Source organism: Actinomadura sp. NPDC000600, from assembly GCF_040492135.1.
GTDB lineage: Bacteria > Actinomycetota > Actinomycetes > Streptosporangiales > Streptosporangiaceae > Spirillospora.
Window position 1 is genome coordinate 48,033 of record NZ_JBEUPD010000024.1, and the last position, 18,760, is coordinate 66,792.

An 18,760-nucleotide genomic window follows, 5' to 3' on the forward strand; every position below is an offset into this window, starting at 1 on the left:
TATAGCCGGGCTTCTAGCACTTGGCAACTCGTCGTACAGGTCACCCAAGCCAGCCGCGTCTCCACCCACACCAAGTGCTCCGGCTCCAGGGCTCCGCGTAGGCGGGTGCCGATGTGCTGGGCGAGCGGGACGTCCGGGACCAGCGAGATACCCGAACCGGTCGGACCCGCCGGCGCCGGCCTCGACCGATGACCAGAACCTGCCACGCGTTCGATCCCATGTTGGACTGGCCGCGTTCTTCTACCGATGAGCGGGCACTCGTACCGAGCCGTCGACGTGGAATCCTGAATGCGTGGACGACGATCTCGCGGCCGCGTTGGCACGACTCGACCAGGTATTCGCGCCGTATCCTCGCCGAGCGGTGCTTGACGGCTGCCCGCATTGCCGTCCTGCGACGCCGGTGGACGAGGACGACCTTTTCTCGCTGACTCTCCGCCTGGGCGGCACAGTGGGTGGCCGCGATGATGTGAAGAGCCTGGTCCCTCTGCTGTTCGAGCGCATGGTGACGTCCGGTGAGCTCGACGGGAGCATCGTTCTGTCCAAGTTGACCAAAGAGCGTTGGCGCCACTGGCCTTCGGCCGAGCAGCAAGCGATCGACGACTATCTCGATGCGGTCTGGCTATCCTTGCTGAAGCAGTTCCCTTCAAGGATCGGCGCTTTCTCCGAAGCCGCCGCATTCCTTGATGCCGCCGCAATGACCGGCAACAGCATCGGAAGATACCTCGCCGTCTGGGACACCATCCTTGTTCCGGCCGCGGATCGACACCTCGCCCAGCTGGTGAACGAACACAATTTCGCTGTTGCTCGGCGCAGGGACTTGACTGCCTGGCTGTGCCGCGAGGTGACAATCGACCGGCTGATCGGCGCCTTCGAGCGCGAGCACGACGCAGTGTGGGCGGACGACCTCGCCATGGCTTATGACCTCCTGTCCTGGCAGCCTCGTGCGTAACGACCAATCGCCTGCGACCGGCTCCCGCACATGCCGCCGGGGGCCACGGGACCGCGGTCGTGCCGCCGACCGAGCGCATGTCGGGCGACTTGCGTGAAAGGGGGCCGAGTGTCCGGTGAAGATCTGGATCGGTCGAAGGCGCCGATCGAGAGGGAAGACCTGCTCCGATTGGCCGAGCTGGCCGCTGAAGCGGAGGAGGAGCTCTTCCTGCGGAATCCGCAGAGCTCCGGCCGGTACACCGGGCGCCTGCTCGGCCGCGCCCTGTGTCAGGGTGCCGCCCTGCACTACGTGAACGGAAGTAGCGGCGCTAAGTCACCGCCCGCCGAACCCGCACCGCCAAAGCCCTGGCGACCAGACCGGCAGTCCTGATCGCGCCCCAGAACCGCATCGGCGAGATCGTATGGCCCGTGACGCCGACGAGTCGACGCACTCATCTGCCGGGCGTGCGTCCCTGAGTGCCCCGGGCTGCCGGAGGTTACCGAGGCGGCGACGCGGGCCGGCGGGCGAACAGGATCGCGCCCGGCTTGGGCTCGTCCGGATTCAGCAGGTGCTGCGCCTCCACAGTGAAGCCCGCCTCACGGAGCCAGCCGGCCACGCGGGACGGTCGGCGGTGGTGGACGTACGTCTGTACGGCCTGGTCGCCCTCACCGGTCGTCTCGATCTTCGACTCGTCGCCCACGTGGAATCCCACGGCCAGCACCCCGCCCGGGCGCAGCACCCGATGGAACTGTCCGAGCACGCCCGGCACCGCCTCGTCCGGGATGTAGATCAGCGACCACCACGCGAGCACACCGGCCAGAGAGCCGTCGGCGATCTCCAGGTCGGTCATCGAACCGACCTCGAACCGCGCGCCGGGGTGCTCGCGGCGCGCGATCTCGATCATCGCGGGTGACAGGTCGATGCCGAACGCGTCCGCGCCCAACTCCCGAAGCAGGACGGTGGTGTGCCCCGGCCCGCAACCCACGTCGGCGACGGGTCCGCCGCCGATCCCGCGGACCAGGTCGGCGAACAGCACGACCCCCGCGCGGACGTGGAGCAGCCTGTCGAGCAGGTCGCGGGTCTCGTCGGCATAGCCGGCCGCGATGGCGTCGTAGGAGTCGCGGGTATCGGTCAACCACGTCATCAAAGGACCGTAGCCCCTTCAACCGAGCGTCAACAGGTGCGCACGTCCCCGAAAGCCGGGGTGGTTCAGGACGTGGATGACCACTCGCCTTCCGGCCGGGCGAGGTCCCTCGTACGGTCCACCGAGTGGGTCCCGGGTGCCGGAGCCCTGCCAGCAACACCACCAGCCCGTAACCCGCTTGGCGCCACGGGCCGCGGCGTGCGAGGACGTGGGAAACGTGATCCGCACGACGAAGACGCGCCTGTGAAGGCGGCTCCGACGCGCTCGCCTCCGCCACCGAACTCGCCGATACCATCGCGGCCTTGGCCGCCCGCCTAGGCTGATCCGTCGACCGTTCCGCGGTCGAGCTGGGCCGCACCATCGTGATGACCTTGGACGGGCTCGGCGAGGCGGAACTCGATCGGCCAAGGCCTTCACGCGCACAACGCGCAGCGCGGTCAGGTCGTCGACCGCACCACCGGCCCGCCGCCACATCAACGTGACCGGCGCCTACTCCTTCAGCCGGCCCGACCTCGGTCCCGCCGGCGTCCGCGCGCTCCGCGACACCGACCAGCCCGACTGGGATGAAGATCAGTCTGCCTGCCACTGGATCCGCCGCGGGTCGCCGGGAGGCAAGGGCTCCGGTCTTGTTCCACGGATCCGGCGATGGAGTGGACGGCGTCCGCCTCGTCCCCGTCGTCCGATGCCGTCAGGCCGCCGCTCGCCTCGAACCCCTCCTCCTCGGGGTGTCTGAGAAGTCCCCGATGGGCTCCGAGGTGTGGTCGGGCTGCGCGGCGGGCCGGGTCGGAGGCCGATGAACGGAGGTAGGGGTTCAGCTGTTCTTGAAGGGGTTGAGGGTCTTGCCGGCGAGGTAGGCCAGGCGGATGGGCAGATGTTTCATGGCGGCGACGGAGATCTTGTTGACGAGTCCGGGGACGCACACGGGTTTGCCGTTCTGGACGGCTTTCCAGCCTTCGGCCACGACGACTTCCGGCTGCTGCCACAGGATGCCGGGGAGGTGGTTGGCTTTGTCGCGGGTGCCCATGACGTCGTGGAATTCGGTGTGGGTGAAGCCGGGACACAGGGCGGTGACGTGGATGCCGTGGGGTTTGAGTTCCATGTCGAGGGCTTGGGAGGTGTTGAGTACGTAGGACTTGATGCCGGTGTAGAGCAGGCTGGCTGCGGGCGGGGCCAACGCGGCGACGGAGGACAGGTTGACGATGCGGCCCCAGCGGCGTTCCTTCATGCCGGGGATGACGCGGTGGGCGAGTTCGGTCTGGGCGGTCACCATCAGCTGGATCTCTCCGGCGAGAGTGTCCCAGGAGGTGTCGGCGAACGCGGTCTTGCCCGACAATCCGGCGTTGTTGATCAGGACGTCAATGTTCAGGCCCTGCTCGTCGGCGTATCGCAGGATCGCTGCGGGGGCGGTGGGGTCGGTGAGGTCGGCGGCGAAGACCTCGCATCGGACCCTGTGCTGTTCGGTGAGCTGGGCGGCGAGTTCGTGGAGGCGGTCGGCGCGGCGGGCGACCAGCAGGAGTTGGTAGCCGCGGGCGGCCAGGTGGCGGGCGAACGTCGCGCCGATGCCTGCGGAGGCGCCGGTGATGAGCGCGGTGCGGGGGACGGTGGTCACGTCAGGGTTCCTTCGGTCGGGCTGATGGTGAGGGGGCCGCTGCCGGGGAGCCGGGTGATGAGGTCGGCGCCGAACAGGGTCGCGGGCGTGTGCGCGCCGAGGCGGGGGGCGGTGGCGGCGAGGAGGTCGGTGACGGCGGTGAGGGCGCCGTCGATGGTGAGGCGGTAGGGGTTGGCCGTGGTGATGCGGGCGGTGGCCCGCCGGCCGGCCGGGTCGGTGGTCTCGCCCCACACGTGGGCGCTGTTGGTGGCCCGTTGGTTCGCGTCGGGGCCTTTCACCGTCTTGTCGATCAGCATGTGCGCGGCGTCGCGGACGCGGGGACGGGCCAGCAGCCCGGTGAACCGCCTGCTGATCCGGGTGGCGCGGATCAACGGGGAGGGCATCGGGAGGTACACCTCGATGTTGGGGATCGCGGTGCTGTGGTGGGCGCTGTGGAGGTCGGCGGCGGGGAAGGCGAGCGCGGGTTTGGTGCCGTTGCCGAAGTCGATGCGGGCGGTGCGTCCGCCCAGCGGGGTCGGGGTGATCTGGCCGTCGATGCGGGCGCGGCCTCCGGCGGCCATTCCGTCCAGGATCGTCTTGACGGTCCCCGGGGACAGCGCCAGCGGCAGCTCGAACCCGAGCCGCAGGTGGGTGGCCTCGGGCATGGCCTGGTGGAGGGCGGCGGCGAGGCAGTCGGTGGGGATGACGTCGAAACCGACTCCGGGACAGACCACGACGCCAGCAGCGCGGGCCTGGCCGTCGATCTCGCGGGCGTAGTCGAAGACGTCCATCTCGCCGGTGATGTCGAGGTAGTGGGTGCGGGTGCGCACGCACGCGTCGATCATCGGGGGCGCCGTCACCGAGAACGGCCCGGCGCAGTGCAGCACCACGTCGATGCCGGACAGCCGCGCGTCGGCGTCGCGCAGGTCGAAGACCCGGTAGTCCAGGCCGAGGTCCTCGGCCAGCAGCTTGACCGCCGTGAGGTTCCGGCCGGCGAGGACCGGTTCCAGGCCCCTCTTGCGCGCCTCCCGGGCGATCAGCTCGCCGGTATAGCCGTTGGCGCCGTACAGCAGCCACTTCGTCACCGGGCGGCCTCCGTCGGGCCGGGCAGTTCACGCGGACCCGGGGTGAAGCCGCGGCGAGCGGTGCCGATGTCACCGCGGTAGGCGCCGACGGGGCCGGTGAGCAGGAAGGGCAGGGGGATGCGGCGCTGCCGTGCGGTGAATCCCCACGTCCCGATGCCCAGATAGACACCGGGCGCCGCGCGGCGGACCTCGTCGACCATGTTGATCGCCCCGCACATCGAGGCGTAGGCGCGGTAGACCAGCGTGTAGGCGGGACGGCCGTCATAGCGCGACGGTGCGATGAGCGTGTGCATCGCATAGCGCTGCCGGATGCGGCCGAACTGGCGGAAGGTGTTGTAGCCGCGCCCGGTCCGGCCGTCGACGGGCCGGAACGCCTTGCACAGCCACGGCGCGAGCGGATTCGACACCGTGCCGCGCCCGGTCACCGAGGCGACCAGGTTGGGTTGGGCCAGCAGCCGGGCGGTGTACTCCCCGTCCATCTCCTCGATGGACGGGGAGGGCAGCGTGGCGAAGAACGCCAGCAGCCCTGTGGTGTCCAGCCCGAGCAACTCGGCAGCCGCGTGGTCGGTCTCCATGGAGGTCCCACCTCACTTCTTGAACGGTCTTCAAGAAACCTAGCGCCTTCTTGAGGGTCGTTCAAGATAGGGTGTGGGGGTGCCCCGGAACCGACGCCCCCAAGACCGCGAAGAGAAACGCGAGGAGATCCTCGCCGCCGCCCAGCGGCTGTTCATCGACGACGGCTACGAGTCGGCGTCCATGGGCCAGATCGCCAAGCGCGCCGGCGTCACCGTCAACACGATCTACTGGTACTTCCGCGACAAGGACGACCTGCTCATCGCCGTCCTGGACCGCCTGCTGGCCGAAGCCCTCGCCCAGTACACGACCATCGCCGACCGGCCGCTCAACGACCGGCTCCTGTGGGCCGTCGACCAGCTCGAACGGCTGCACGGCCTCATCAACACCGTCCACACCCGCGCCGCGGCCTCACCCGCCGTCCACGCCTGGCACACCGGCTTCCACGAACTCGCCGACACCCTGGTCGCCGACGACCTCCGCAAAGCCGGCGCCGCCGAAGCCGACCTCCCCGCCATGACCGCGATCGGCACCTTCGTCATCGAGGGCCTCCTCACCCACCGGCACGACGATGCCGACAAACGAGCCGTGATCGACCTTCTCGTCCACAGGCTCACCACCGCGCCGACCCGAACCTGACCGGAAGCCATCTCGCCGCACCGCACAGGCCCACATCGCAACGGCGAGCGGCGGCAAAGCCTCGGGACTGTACGGTTTTCGGCTCTGTCGCTCTCTCGGTGGTGTCGGTGGGTGAGGCTCGGCACCAGATGGGACAACGCCGCAAACCAGAGCCGGTCGCCATGATCCCAGCGCGGACGACCTGCGACCTGACGGCGCAGCACTTGGTTCTCGTGACGCAGCACCTGCAACTCGAAGTCCTCGGGCAGATCAGACCTGACGAGCATCGCCAACAGGCCAAGCAGGCTCCGGACCAACCGGTACAGCAGAGACAAACAACTCCTCGAGATGGTCGCAGTGACAGCTGCGGGACCGCAGCAAAATCCCAGCTCACAGCATGAGACTGAGTACTCGAGCGGTACTTGATCAGAGCCCCCCCTGCGATCCGGCCGACAACACTGAACTCTTCCAGCGTGACGTGGTCTCGCGGAGTCGCAGGGTGTGGAGGGCCTTGGCGATGCGACCGCGATAGGGGCAGGCGGCGTTCCTGGGGCGGGCGGGATGGCCAATGGTGAACCTAGTGCCACCCGAAGTCGGGTAGCCGCGTTACTGTCCTTCGCTCCCGGAATGACGACGCTGATCCCCGTGCCCGATGAGCCGGGCACGGGAGGAGATCACCCCATGGCCACCGGCGCGGCGCCCGTCGAGCAGTGCCTGACCGGCACCCCGTGGGCGATTCGGCTCGGCCAGGCCGCTGCGAAGCGGCCCGCGCTGGAGATGTACGAGGCAGAGACGCTGGTCGACGTCGTCGTGCGGTCATCGGTGGCGCCGCAGATGCTGCGGGGCGCCCGGCGCGGCGTCTCCCGCGGACGCCCGTGCGCCATCGCCTGGGGCCGGCTGCCGGCCGATTCGACCCTCCCGGTGGTGCTGTTCACCGGCGGCCGATGGGCCGGCCGGAAGCAGCGCGCCGAGGTGATCGCGATTGGCGGGTTCTGTTGGCTGGCCGTCGCGTACGGGCGGTTCACCACCGTCGGCGTCGAGCACGTCCCGATGAGCGCCACGCGCCTCGCCGTGACGGCGGCGGGCGTCCTCGCCGCCGCGCATGCCGCACCGGCCGTCACGTCGATCGGGCCGCTGCGCCGGCGGCTGTTCCCCGGGCTGGCCGGCGTCGGCGAGCCCGGCCACGTGGCGCTCACGTTCGACGACGGTCCGGACCCGCGCTCGACGCCGGCGTTCCTGGCCGCCTTGCGGGAGTACGAGGTGAAGGCCACCTTCTTCCTGCTCGGCCGGATGCTCAAGGCCGCCCCGGACCTGGGCCGGGAACTCGCCGAGTCCGGCCACGAGATCGCCGTCCACGGATGGGAGCACCGCTGCATGCTGCTGCGTGGGCCCGCCGCGACGTACGACGACCTGGCCCGGGCGATGGAATCGATCGTCCAGGTCACCGGGACGGCGCCGCGACGGTACCGCCCCCCTACGGTGTGCTGAGCCTCTCGGCCTTGCGGGCGGCCCGCCGCCTGGGCCTCACACCGGTGCTCTGGACGAACTGGGGCCGGGACTGGACAAGCACGGCGACCCCCGCCTCCATCCTCGCGACCCCCACGCGCGACCTCGGCGGTGGAGGAACCGTCCTCCTCCACGACTCCGACTGCACATCGGCACCCGGCTCATGGAGGAACACGCTCGACGCGCTGCCGCCGCTCCTGGAGGGGATACGCGACCGCGGCCTGTCGGTCGGTCCCCTACGCGACCACGAGCAGAACACGCCGCGACAAGGCCCTCGGCCTGCCGCCCCGCCCAGCGCAAGCCCAGGACGGCCTGGCCGTTGAGCTCCTCACGGAGCAGCTTCCAACGCCGACGTGAGGAGCGCCGCGACGGCACGGCCGGTCTCGCCTCGCCATGCCCGGCCGGCCGACCCTCAACGGCCGATAGCGGCTCGTTGTCGGCTCGGCGGTTCCGAAACGGACCGGCACCCGGCGGCATGGGACAGCGCCGAAATAGGCGCTCACGCGGACAGAGCAACTTTCACCACACCGCGCCCCCGGCAGGGGATAGTCGATAAGCCCTAAGTCCGTGCCGCAATCGGCCCAGCGGCCGCCGACGGTCATCGGTATCAACCGTACGGCAACTGGGGCGACGCCCCAGCCTGTCGTCTCAGGCTCACCGGTCGGGGTCGCTGGGAGGCAGGGGGTCGATGTCATCGGCGGTTCCGGGAACCGCCGGACCTACCCAGTCTGGAATGCTTTGCACGACATGATCTAAGGCTTTCGAAAAGTCATCGAACTGGCCGAGCACTATCCCGGCAGAGATATCGGTGACGCGAAAACCTTCATTTATTAGATCAATAGCGGGGATGTCCTTGGTATAGGGGTAACCAGTGCAGCGACTGAAGCCCAATCTGGATCCCAAATGTCCGACCCAAGGAAACAAAACTCGCAGTCGCGGTCTGGCATAGGACGCCACCAGGAGATCATGCATCTGCACTAGGCTCGAGTCCGAGATCAGCATTCCCCACTGGGCTTCAACGGCTTCCCCTCTCTCATGCGCAGCGGCGAGCTCGTCGTACTCAAGGGCAGGCCATCGGCGCCTGGCGACGGCCAAGGATATGCCCGAATCCCATGCAGTGGCGAGGTCAATCACCGTGTCCAGCGTAGGAACGACCCCAGAAAGCCAGCAATATCCATTGCGCCACACGTCGACGACATGGTCTTCAGTGGAAATGAGGCTGTAAACCAGAATCCTTCCCCCGTCGATGGATACCTGTGCATGCAGACCATGCTCATCGAGTTCAGAGACTCTCTCGGCCACCCGTATTGCCCCGAGACGACGGGCCCGTGCCCTGATTTGCTCTGCAAGTCGATCGGTCATGACGTCCCTTCAACGGCGTCATCACTAGCTGAGCGGTTCGGCCAGTCTGCGAAGCGCATACCTGTCGCTGGTGATGGTCGACCAGTCGGGCATGGGAACGGGGAGATCGTTCCCATGCCGATAGAACTTGATTGTACTCCAGTCACGTTGACCATGCTTCACCGCCCTCGCAATCCAACCCAACTCCTCTTCTGTGGCACCCGCACCATGCGCCTCCCCCATGAGCCCCTTTCTCACAAGAGTGGCAAAATCGTCGGTGGTGCCGGTCAGGTTGACGTGAATAGTCCCTCTTCCGCCACCTATCCACCTTTCGACGGGAATCCGCCAGTAATCGGCGGGCTGCCCGTTTTTCGCTGGTCCAAAGAACGTAGCGCCGACACGTCGCGCAAAACTCGGCAGATGCTCCTTGAATCCCAAAGCCAGATCTTCACAGTTATGGACCAGGAGCGGCGTCTTGCCAGCCCTTACAAAATAGGTGTGAAGGTCATCGATGGTAAGGTTGTGGACCACTGTGCTCTTGGTCCACGCCCTAACGCGAACTACCTGTACATAAGTGCCAGCGCTGGTGCGGAGCCACATCCCGGGTGTGAGGTCCGCGGCTCGGACCCATCCGCGGTGGTCCTTCACCCAGAAGGGATGACCACTGGTGGCGGTTACCGTGCCGGTCTTGCTGCCGCGACGCCCGTCGGAATCTATGGTGATTTTCACCAGATCCTTGGCGCCGTGACCTGCAATGAGGGCCGTGACGCGCTTGACCCGCGTCTTCCCTGTTTCGGGATCAGTCGCCTTAACCTTGTCACCGATCCTGATATCTTCGATCGGTTTGTAGCCACCGTCGGCCATCAGGACGCCAGTGCCACTGACAAAGCTGTTCTTTCCAAGACATTTGAACAGCCAGTTGCCGCCCTTGGCGGCGCCTTTCTCGCCGAGCTTTACCCCGCCCGCGCCGCCGGCGATGAGGCTGACCGCGTCCCAGACATAGCCGCCCGCCTTGAAGGAGCCGGAGTTCGCATCGAATCCTCCCGCTCCGGCGATGGCCTCCTTCACGCCTGGAATCATCAGGATGGGGCCGAGGGGGGTAGCCTCCATCACTCCCAGGGTCAGGCCTAGCAGGAAGCTGTCGATCTTCCGGAGCGTCTCGGTCAGGTCGAACTTGCCCATGCCGCCGGTGCCCCATTTCAGGGGACCGTCGCCCTTGCCGTCCGATCCGTCGCCCTTGCCAGGGGTTCCGGCCGGGGCGGTGCCGGGCGGAGCCTGCGCGGCGGGGCCCTGTTCCCCCACCACGTTCCCGGCCTCGCCTACGGCCTTGTTTCTCATGTCTTTCTGAGAGTTAGTGGTGTCGCGGACGACGTTGTGGCTGCCCCTGGTCCTTTTCGGTGCCTGCCTGGGCGACTTTGAGATGCGGTCGCCGGGGTCGGCGTAGCCGGGGTTGCGCAATTTCTGGGAGATCGGGAAGGGGTCGCGCTCGGCCTTGCGGCGTTCGCGGCGCTTGGCCTTGTCCGTCCGTGCCTTCTGAGCTCGACGGCGTGCTCGTTCTCGTTCGGCCCTGGACGGTCCTTGTGACGGTGGGGAGTAGCTGCCGCCACGGCCTCCGCCTCCGCCTCCGCCGCCACCACCGGGACGGCCTCCGCCAGGTCGGGGAAAGTAGTCACGGTCGTTCTGGCTGCAGCCTGACGAGGTGATCCGGAAGGAGGCCAGTTGGTAGCCGCCGCCCCCGCCGCCTCCACCGCCGCAATAGGTGGAGCCACCGCCTCCGCCGCGGCCACCGCCTCCGCCGCCACCGCCCGGGAAGGGGCTGATGCAGTCACCGAAGCCTCCCCAAGGACGCGAGCCCGCGGGGCAGTGGCCGGTGGGGTCGGTGGAGTCGAGCGGGTTGCCGTTTGCGTAGGTGTAGCGGTTGGCGTTCGCCGAGCTCAGGGTCGGGTCGAGGGTCCAGTTGTCGCGGGTGGTGAAGGAGCCGCTGGACGGGTCGTACCAGCGGGCGCCCATGTTGACCTGGCCGGTGTCGGGGTCGGTCCAGTCGCCCTGGTAGCCGATGCCCGGTCTTGTGCCGGTGGTCGCGGTGGTGTTGCCGAAGGGGTCGTAGGCGACCGAGTCGGTGAGGGTGGTGAGCGGCTTGCTCGGGTCGAACGTGCCGAAGACGTCGTCGTGCTTGTCGGACAGGGTGATGCGGGTGCTCAAGCCCTGTGTCGTCGCTATGGGTTCGTCGGACGGGCCGCGAGCGTAGCGTTGGCCGCCGTCGGCGACGGGGTCGGTTCCCAGACCCGCGTAGGTGAAGGGGGTGTCGTTGCGTGTGGCGGGGCGGTCGAGGCCGTCGTAGGTGTAGGTGGTGCCGCCAGAGGTGGTGAGGCGGTCGAAGGCGTCGAAGTCGTACGTGGTCGTCGGCCCGCCTGAGGTGGATTCAGTGGCGAGGGTCCCTCGAGGCGTATAGGTGTAGGTGGTCGAGCCGTTGGTGAGGCGGCGGTTGCGTTGGTCGAAGGTCGCCGCGACGTCGCCGGCCTTGGTGCGGTTGCCGGAGTCGTCCCATTCGTAGTGGGTCGTGTCGCCGCCGTGGCTCCAGGAGGTGAGGCGTCCTGCTTGGTCGTAGCCGTAGGTCTGCTCGGCGGCTCCGGCGGTGCCGGCGGTGGTCTTGCTGGTGGTCTGGTCGTTGTCGTCGTAGGTGTAGGAGACCGAGGCGACGATGGAGCCTTGGTCGTTCTTGAGGGTGTCGCCGGTGATTCTTCCGAGATCGTCGTAGTCGGCGGCTCGGATGCGTCCCGCGCCGTAGTCGATCTGGTCGGGTTGTCCGGCGGCGTTGTAGCCGAGGGTCTGGACGGTGCCGGTGAGGCCGTCTTGGACGGTCTTCAGGCGCCCGTTCAGATAGCCGAAGTTCGCGGTACCGGCGGCGTCGGAACGGACCGTCGGCTGGCCATCGCCGTTGTAGGTCCAGGACGCTGTTCCTGAGGGGCCTTCGGCGGAGGTGAGCAGGCCGCGGTCGTCGTAGCCGTAGGTGTCGGTGCCGGAGGCTGCGTTGACCTTGGTGAGTCTTCCGGCCGGGTCGTAGTCGAGGGTCCGCCCGATGGTCGGCGCGGTGGTTCCGGAGCCGGACTCGGTGCGGAGGCGTCCGGCGGCGTCGAAGGCGCGTTCGCGGACGACCCCGCCGGGGGCGGTGGTCTTGACCGGGTTGCCGGCGGCGTCGTAGGCGCTGGTCCAGGTGCGCTGAGCCGGGTCCGGGTGCGCGCTGGTGGACGGCTCGATGATGGACTCGGGAAGGCCGAGCGAGTTGACGGTGTAGACGGTGGCGTTGCCGCGGCCGTCGGTGAAGCGGGTGCGGTTTCCGGCTGCGTCGTAGCCGAAGGTCGTGGTGATCGACTTGGTGTCGGTGACCGGTTCGGTCTGCTTGACCAGTCGGTTGAGGGCGTCGTAGTCGAGCGTTCTGGTGTGGTTCAGCGGGTCGGTGAGGCCGGTGAGGTTGCCGGCGAGGTCGTACTCGTAGGAGGTGTGGCGGGCCTCTGTGCCGTCGGGCTTGAGGTCGCTGCTCCTGGCGAGGCGCCCGAAAGTGTCGTATCCGAGCCTTTCGGTGCGGCCGAGGCCGTCGCTCGTGCGGATCTGCCGTCCGAGGCCGTCGTAGCCGAACTGGGTGGATGTGCCCGCCGCGTCTGTCGCCTTGGTGAGCTGGTTCGCGCTGTCGTAGGCGGCGGTGCTCTTGGCGCCGGTCGGGGAGGTTGTGGTGAGGAGGTTTCCCGAGTCGTCGTAGGTGTAGTGGGTGGTGTAGGCGGCCGGTGTGGGGTTCCGTTCGAGTTCGGTGGCGGTGGAGGCGCGGCCAAGGTCGTCGTAGGTGGCTTCGGTGCGGGCGCCGCTGGGGTCGGTGGTGGAGAGGATTTCGCCGGTGCGGGTGTAGGTGTATTGCGTTTTCGACCGGTCGTCGTTGGTCTCGCCTGGCTCGTCGAGCGTGTGGACGCGTCCTAGGCGGTCGTAGGTGTAGCGGGTTTCGTTCTGGCGGGGGTCCACGACCTTTTCGACTTGGCCGAGGGGGTCGTAGTACGTCGTGGTGGTGGGTGTCAGCGGGACCGTTGACCCCGGCGGGGTGTAGGGCGGCGCGATCTCCTTGACCGGTTGCCCGAGGCGGTCGTACTCGGTGCGGGTGATGTTGCCGAGCGGGTCCTTGGACTCGGTGGGTTCGTCGAAGGCGTCGAAGCCCGTCGTGGTCTCGGGCCTGGTGGTGGACGGGGCGTTGCCGCCGGACTCGGCTGCGACGGGCGGGGACGTGACGGCGGTCTGCCGTCCGATCTCGTCGTAGCGGTACGTGGTGGTGAAGGCGGGCTTGTCTGCGCCGTCCGCGTTGCCGCGGGGGTCGGTCACCGAAGTGAGCAGGTCCCGCTGGTCGTAGGTGAAGGACGTGATGTGCGCGGTGCTGCCGTCGCTGACGGTCTGGCTCTTGACGCGGCCCGGGGTGTCGTAGGCATAGGTGGTCGTCTCGTTGCTGACCGGGGTCGACCACGGCACGTTGGACGGGGCGCCGCTACTGGTCTCCTGTGTGATGTTGCCGCCGGCGTCGTACTGGTAGGCGATGCGGCGGGCGGTTCCGCCGGGGTCGAGCGTGGAGCTCTCCACACGTCCGACGTTGTCGTAGACGTTCTGGACGGTGTTCTTCCCGTTGCCGGTGACGAGTTTGGTGGCGTTCCCGGCCCCGTCGTACTCGTAGCTCGACAGGACGAAGTCGCGCTTGGTGCCGTCCGGGTCGCGGAAGTTCTTCAGGATGGTCGACTTGGGCAGGTCGTCGCCGTAGTAGGTGTACTCGGTGCGGCGGCCCATGGCGTCGGTGGTGGCGGCCAGGCGTCCGGCGTAGTCGTAGGCGCGGGCCTCGACGACGAGGTGGTCGCCCAGGTCCGGGGCGCCTTCGGGGTCGCCGTCGAAGTCGCGGAGCCGGACTTCGGCGAGCATGTTGCGGGCGGTGTAGGCGTACTCGAAGCGGTTGCCGGCGGCGTCCACGAGGGCGGTGAGGTTGCCGAACCGGTCGTGGTCGTAGCCGGTTTCGTGGTCGTGGGCGTCGGTGACGCGTTCGATGAGGTTGTGGTCGTCGTAGTCGTAGGTGGTGACGCGTGGTTCGTCGCTGCCCGCGGCGTTGGAGACCTGGGTCCTGGTCAGGTTGCCGTCGGCGTCGTAGGTGTAGTCGGTGCGCTGCTGTTGCGCCGCGCCGGTGACGGCGTTGGTGGTGGCGGGTTCGGTGACGCTGGTCAGGTTGGACCAGTCGTCGTAGCCGTAGTAGGTGGCGGCACCGGCCGGGACGCTGTCGGAGATCTCGGTGTCCGACTTCAGGCGTCCGATGGCGTCGTAGGTGTACTTGGTGACGAGTCCCGACGGGTCCGTCACTTGGGCCAGGTCTCCCGCGCTGGTGTAGGCGTAGCGGGTGACGGCTCCGCGCGGGTCGGTCTCGGTCAGGACGAGGGCGCTCGGCATGGTCCCGCCGCCGACCGCGGATTCGATTCCGGTGGTGAAGGTGTATTTGACCTGTCCGCCGCCCTGCGGATTGGTCTGTACCTGGAGATCGCCCGTGGTGGTGTAGGTGTAGCTGGTCTTGTACCGGTTGTCGGTGGCGCTGGTGGAGCGGCCGTCTCGGTACTCGATCGGCAGGTCGTTGCGGGGGTCGGACGGGTTGGTGACCGTGGGGAATGTGTAGCGGGCGGTGTAGCAGACGTCCTTGGTCCGGCAGGTGGTGCGGGTGAGAATGTTGCCGCGGGCGTCGTACGTGAGCTTGACCGAGTCGCCGTTCTCGTTGGTGATGGTCGTCGGGTGGCCCTGGTCGTCGTACTCGAACGTCCGGATGCCCATTCCGGCGAGCGTGGTGCCCATCCAGTCGGGGACGCCGCCGGTGTTGCCGGGCAGGTCGGTGCAGAAGGCGGGGTCGCCGGGGTCGGGCGTGGTGCACACGTAGGTGGGGGTCGGGGACGGGGTCGCCGTGGGCGTGGCGGGTTGCGGCTTGTCCTCGTCCCGGACGTCCAGGCCCATCGGGATGCCGACGCGGATCATCTCTCCGGTCAGCGCGTCGGTCTCGTACAGGTAGGGGCGGTCGGCGGGGTCGCGGACCTCGACCGCGCGGCGCAGGTCGGTGGCGCCGCCGTAGACGGTCGGGGTCTTGATCTTCCAGGTGCCGCCGTTGCCGTCGGTGTACTCCCCGACCCGGTCCTGATCGGTGTCGTAGTCGATCTCGGCCGCGGTCTTGCCGCTGGGCAGCATGACCTTGGAGAGCTGGTCGGCGGCGGTGAGGCCGTTCGCGTAGTGCGCGGCGACCTGCGCCGGGCCCAGGGGGTGGTGGTAGATCGCGGCTTCGTCGATGGTGCCGTTGTAGAAGCGGCGCTGGGTGCTGCCCCATCCGGGCCAGGACGCGGGCGTGGACGCGAACGCGGCGCCGATCTGGTTCTGGGTGAGGGCCAGGTGGTTCGGTGTCTGGCCGGTGAGGGTGGCGACCTGCTGCCCGTCAACGTAGAGCGTCTGGGTGGAGCCCATCGCCGAAAGCACCGCGTGGTGCCACTTGCCGTCGTTGACGATCTTGGTGGAGGACATCGGCGAGATCGTCCCGCCGCTCCAGAACTGGCCGTGCAGCTTCCCGTCGGTGCCGGTGTAGAGGGCCGGGACGCCGACGGTGGAGGTCTCTGCCAGGGGTTTGTCCTGGTAGCCGATCAGCGGGCCGCCTGACCCGGTCGACTTGTTCTTGAACCAGACCTCGACGGCCAGGTCCCTGCTCTTCTTGACCGTCCCCGCCGGCAGGTCCAGTTGGGATGACGACCCGTTGAACGCGGCGGCGGTGTTGTCGGTGCCGGCGAGGGCTCCGGCGTCCTGGAGGGTGACGTTCTTGTAGGTTCCGCCGTCCTTGCCGAGGTTGACCGCCACCTGGCTGGACGCGCCGACCCCCTCCTTCTCGCCGAGCCGCCAGTAGGAGTCGGGGCGATCGTCCAGCACGGTGGTGCGGTAGTGCGAGCCGGGCGTGTAGTCATAGGTCGTGCAGCGCGACGCGGGCCCGCAGACCTTGGTGAGCAGATCCCCGGTGTAGGTGTAGTTCCACGTCAACGCCCTGCCGTCGACGGGGGCGGTGCTGACGGACGCGACATGGGCACCCGACCAGGTGAAGGTGAGCGTCCGGTTGCCGGTGGCGGTGGCACGCGCCAGTTTGCCCGTGTTCGGATCGTAGGTGAGCGTGACGGCGCGCTTGGCCGCGTCGGTGATGGAGGTCAGGCGGCCGTTGACGAATTCGAAGACGGTGCCGGCCTTGTCGGTCAACTTCCACTTGCCCGGCTCGACGGTGAGGGTGGCCTGGCGTCCCAGCGGCGGGGCGTACGTCCCGTCCGGGTTCTTGCCGAAGCGGACCTGCTGGCCGTCCGGGTAGTCGATGACGACGTTGCCCGAGCCGTCCCCGTCCTCGGTCAGCCGCATGTCGAACCGGGTCGTCCAGCCCGCTCCGAACGGCGAGGCGCGGCGCGGGTCGAGGCTGTTGTAGGTGCGTTCGACGCTGAGCTCCGGACCGACCGTGGTGACGCTGGCGTCGGTCACCGAGGTGGAGTAGTTGCCGGAGGATGGTTCGAACTCGTGCTCCTGTCCCTGCGCCATCTGCGCGGTGATCTCAGGCTGCGGAACGACGGTCTGCAGCATCACCCGTGGTGATGGCACCTCGTTGCCGGCGTCCTTGACGAACACCCGCCACAGGTACGTCTTGTTCCAGGAGAGCTTCCCGTCCGGGACCGTCCAGGCGTAGGTGGGGACGTAGCCGGAATCGAAGCAGTTGATCGGGTTGTCGTCGGCCGCCTTTTCGCAGATCTCGTACTTGTAGCTCAGCGACGATCCGGGCGGCGCGTCCAGGTCGACCGCCGTCGCCCACAGTTGCGGGTTCAGGGTCGGGGCCTGGTATCCGTTCGGCGGGTACAGCTCCTGCAGCACGGGCGCGATGTCGATGATCCTGATGCGCAACCGGATCGGCGGGACCTGCTCGTCGGTGAAGACCGGACCGCCCGTGTGGACCATCGTGAAGTCGATGGAGTAGGTGCCGGGTGGCAACGGTTTGATGACGGCGTCCAGGGTCGCCTTGCCGCCCCGCGCGACGTTGGCGGGCAGACTCGCAGAACGCTGCTGCGTGACGAGTTTGCCCTTGTCGTCGTACACCCGGTAGCCGAGGTAATAGGTGCTGGGCGTCCACGTCTCGGATCCTGTGTTGGTGACCGTGACCTTGACCTTGCCGCTCTGCGCCTGGGTGACCGGCGGGTTCGGCACCGGATCCGTGATCGCGTAGGACGCGTTGTAGGGGCTGTGGGTCACGATCAGGCGGGGCGGGTTCACGGTGTCATGGCCTGTGAACCTCTTGGCACCGAGGTCGTCGGACGATTCGTCGCGGACCGACAGTCCGTAGTTCGGCTGCGTGCCGTTCACCCACCGCTGGATCAGGTCGCGGCCGCCCTTGCCCAGATTGAAGGTCACGGGTTTGAACGGGCATTTGGACTTGGTTGCGCCCAACTCGATGTGGCCGTAGGAGAAAGACTCGCGTGCCAGCGCAGCGCCTACCGAGGGGCCCGGATACTTCAGTCCGGACTGGCCCGCCCAGGCCTCGGTGACCGGCCGGACGCTGACGGGACGGGACCGGCAGGTCGCCGAGTCGTAGTTGAGCATCCACAGCGTCGCGCCGAAGATCTTGTGGTATTTCAGCTTGTCGCTCAGTCCGGGAAAGCCGAGATAGGCCGCCGAATGCGCACCGATCGTCAGTACCTGGCCGCCGCCGGTCTGGCCGTCGCTGTCGACGGTCAGGCTCGTGGTTCCGTCGCTGATCTCGACACTGGGGTCGAGGTCGACGGGGAAGACCCGTGCGGGATCGGACAGCCATTGCGGGTCGGCGGTCACTTTCAGAGCGGGAACCCCGCCCGTTGTGACCAGGCTGTAGGACACCTTGCTTGACGTTGCCGGCTTTGCCGCCGAATCGGTCATGGAGCCGGCGGGAACCACGGCTTTCGTCCGTCCGGTCGCATCGGTGAACAGGACCTGGCCGTTTTCGACGCGCGCCGACAGTCCCTTGAGCGACAGAGGGAAGACGAAGGTGCCGGGCGCTTTGCTTGACCGGAGTACCAGTGTCTCCTTCACCGAGCCGGCGCCGATGTCGAGCTTCAGGTCGGTATCCGGTCGGACCCCCGGGTAGGTGACTCCGCGCTCTCCCGCACGGCCCGCCACGGCGGCGGCACCCTGCAGCGAGTAACCGATCTCCTGTCCCCCGCCCAGTCCCAATCGCACCACCGCGGCGGCATCGGCCGCGGGCGCGAGCCTGACATCGATCGAGTCGGCGGCGTTTCGCCAGCCTTGTGCTGGAGGTGCGCCGCCGGACTTGGACGCCGCACCGACCGGGAGGACCCGCGTGTCGATCGGCGCCCACGAGCCGTCCGGACGCCGGTAGTTGATCGGCCGCGGCGAGACCTCGGTGGACTCGGTGCCGTCGGTGTTGACGTAGGTGCGGGCGTGCGCGTCGCGGCGCTCGGGGAGCTCCCGGCTCGTCTTCGCGTCATAGCCCGACACCTTCTCGGGGTCGGGTGCCGGCGGCGCCACCACGCTCGCACTGTTCCGCGGCGGCCTGGTCGGCTTCTTCAAGGTGTTCAGCGGGTAGCGAGACCGCAGAGACCTGGGCTGCGTCCGGTTGCGCCCGGCCACGGAGATGTCTCCGCCGCGCCCCTTCGCCGAGCCCCATGCCTGCTTGGGACCGTGCGGATCCGGAAGGTCGCGCCATGCCGACAGCGCGCTGATCCCACTGCTGTCCAAGGTCGCGACGAGCATCAGGACGAGGACCACCGCGACGGCCCGGAACAGCGCCGAATGCCGCCCGCCCCGCCGCCCGCGTCCACCTCTGATCAGCCGGTTCGGCCGCACCATGTTCCACTCCCGGGCACGGCGCGTCCAGGACGCGCCCGTGGTCGCGATCGAGAATCGTCGGGGTGCGGGGCCGTCCTTGG

Annotated in this window: 10 protein-coding genes; 4 read left to right on the forward strand and 6 right to left on the reverse strand. The window is 68.2% G+C overall.

Annotation, left to right across the window (positions count from 1 at the left end; genetic code table 11):
• Window positions 1-292: 292 nt before the first annotated feature.
• Both ABWI07_RS29500 and ABWI07_RS29505 read left to right on the forward strand, forming a co-directional pair.
• A complete protein-coding gene (locus ABWI07_RS29500) occupies window positions 293-949 on the forward strand; it encodes a hypothetical protein (RefSeq protein ID WP_353820494.1) in 657 nt (218 codons plus the stop codon).
• A gap of 108 nt (window positions 950-1,057) precedes the next feature.
• Window positions 1,058-1,318, forward strand: coding sequence for a hypothetical protein (locus tag ABWI07_RS29505; protein ID WP_353820495.1), 261 nt, complete (start codon window positions 1,058-1,060; stop codon window positions 1,316-1,318).
• Between the two features lie 106 nt (window positions 1,319-1,424).
• Here the strand turns inward: ABWI07_RS29505 and ABWI07_RS29510 are convergent, their stop codons facing one another.
• The 4 genes from ABWI07_RS29510 to ABWI07_RS29525 all read right to left on the reverse strand — a co-directional run bounded on the left by ABWI07_RS29510 (window position 1,425) and on the right by ABWI07_RS29525 (window position 5,320).
• Entirely contained in the window at window positions 1,425-2,072 is a 648-nt protein-coding gene (locus tag ABWI07_RS29510; protein WP_353820496.1) for a class I SAM-dependent DNA methyltransferase, read from the reverse strand.
• A gap of 811 nt (window positions 2,073-2,883) precedes the next feature.
• Window positions 2,884-3,681 carry an SDR family NAD(P)-dependent oxidoreductase gene (locus ABWI07_RS29515; protein WP_353820497.1) on the reverse strand — a complete coding sequence of 266 codons (798 nt, stop codon included), beginning with the start codon at window positions 3,679-3,681 and terminating at the stop codon, window positions 2,884-2,886.
• On the reverse strand, window positions 3,678-4,745 hold the full coding sequence (locus ABWI07_RS29520; protein ID WP_353820498.1) for a saccharopine dehydrogenase family protein: 1,068 nt from the start codon (window positions 4,743-4,745) through the stop codon (window positions 3,678-3,680). The genes ABWI07_RS29515 and ABWI07_RS29520 overlap by 4 nt, the downstream gene beginning before the upstream one ends.
• Window positions 4,742-5,320, reverse strand: coding sequence for a hypothetical protein (locus ABWI07_RS29525; RefSeq protein ID WP_353820499.1), 579 nt, complete (start codon window positions 5,318-5,320; stop codon window positions 4,742-4,744). The genes ABWI07_RS29520 and ABWI07_RS29525 overlap by 4 nt, the downstream gene beginning before the upstream one ends.
• Window positions 5,321-5,399: 79 nt before the next feature.
• On the opposite strand from ABWI07_RS29525, the gene ABWI07_RS29530 reads away from it, so the two are divergent.
• Together ABWI07_RS29530 and ABWI07_RS29535 are read left to right on the forward strand one after the other, a co-directional pair.
• Window positions 5,400-5,957 carry a TetR/AcrR family transcriptional regulator gene (locus ABWI07_RS29530; RefSeq protein WP_353820500.1) on the forward strand — a complete coding sequence of 186 codons (558 nt, stop codon included), beginning with the start codon at window positions 5,400-5,402 and terminating at the stop codon, window positions 5,955-5,957.
• A 660-nt stretch (window positions 5,958-6,617) separates the two neighbouring features.
• The gene (locus ABWI07_RS29535; RefSeq protein WP_353820501.1) at window positions 6,618-7,424 is read left to right on the forward strand and encodes a polysaccharide deacetylase family protein; all 807 of its coding nucleotides are present in this window, start codon (window positions 6,618-6,620) and stop codon (window positions 7,422-7,424) included.
• A 672-nt stretch (window positions 7,425-8,096) separates the two neighbouring features.
• On the opposite strand, the gene ABWI07_RS29540 is transcribed toward ABWI07_RS29535, so the two are convergent.
• Both ABWI07_RS29540 and ABWI07_RS29545 read right to left on the reverse strand, forming a co-directional pair.
• Window positions 8,097-8,804 carry a DUF6193 family natural product biosynthesis protein gene (locus tag ABWI07_RS29540; RefSeq protein WP_353820502.1) on the reverse strand — a complete coding sequence of 236 codons (708 nt, stop codon included), beginning with the start codon at window positions 8,802-8,804 and terminating at the stop codon, window positions 8,097-8,099.
• A 24-nt stretch (window positions 8,805-8,828) separates the two neighbouring features.
• On the reverse strand, window positions 8,829-18,680 hold the full coding sequence (locus ABWI07_RS29545) for a polymorphic toxin-type HINT domain-containing protein (protein ID WP_353820503.1): 9,852 nt from the start codon (window positions 18,678-18,680) through the stop codon (window positions 8,829-8,831).
• Window positions 18,681-18,760 lie beyond the last annotated feature (80 nt).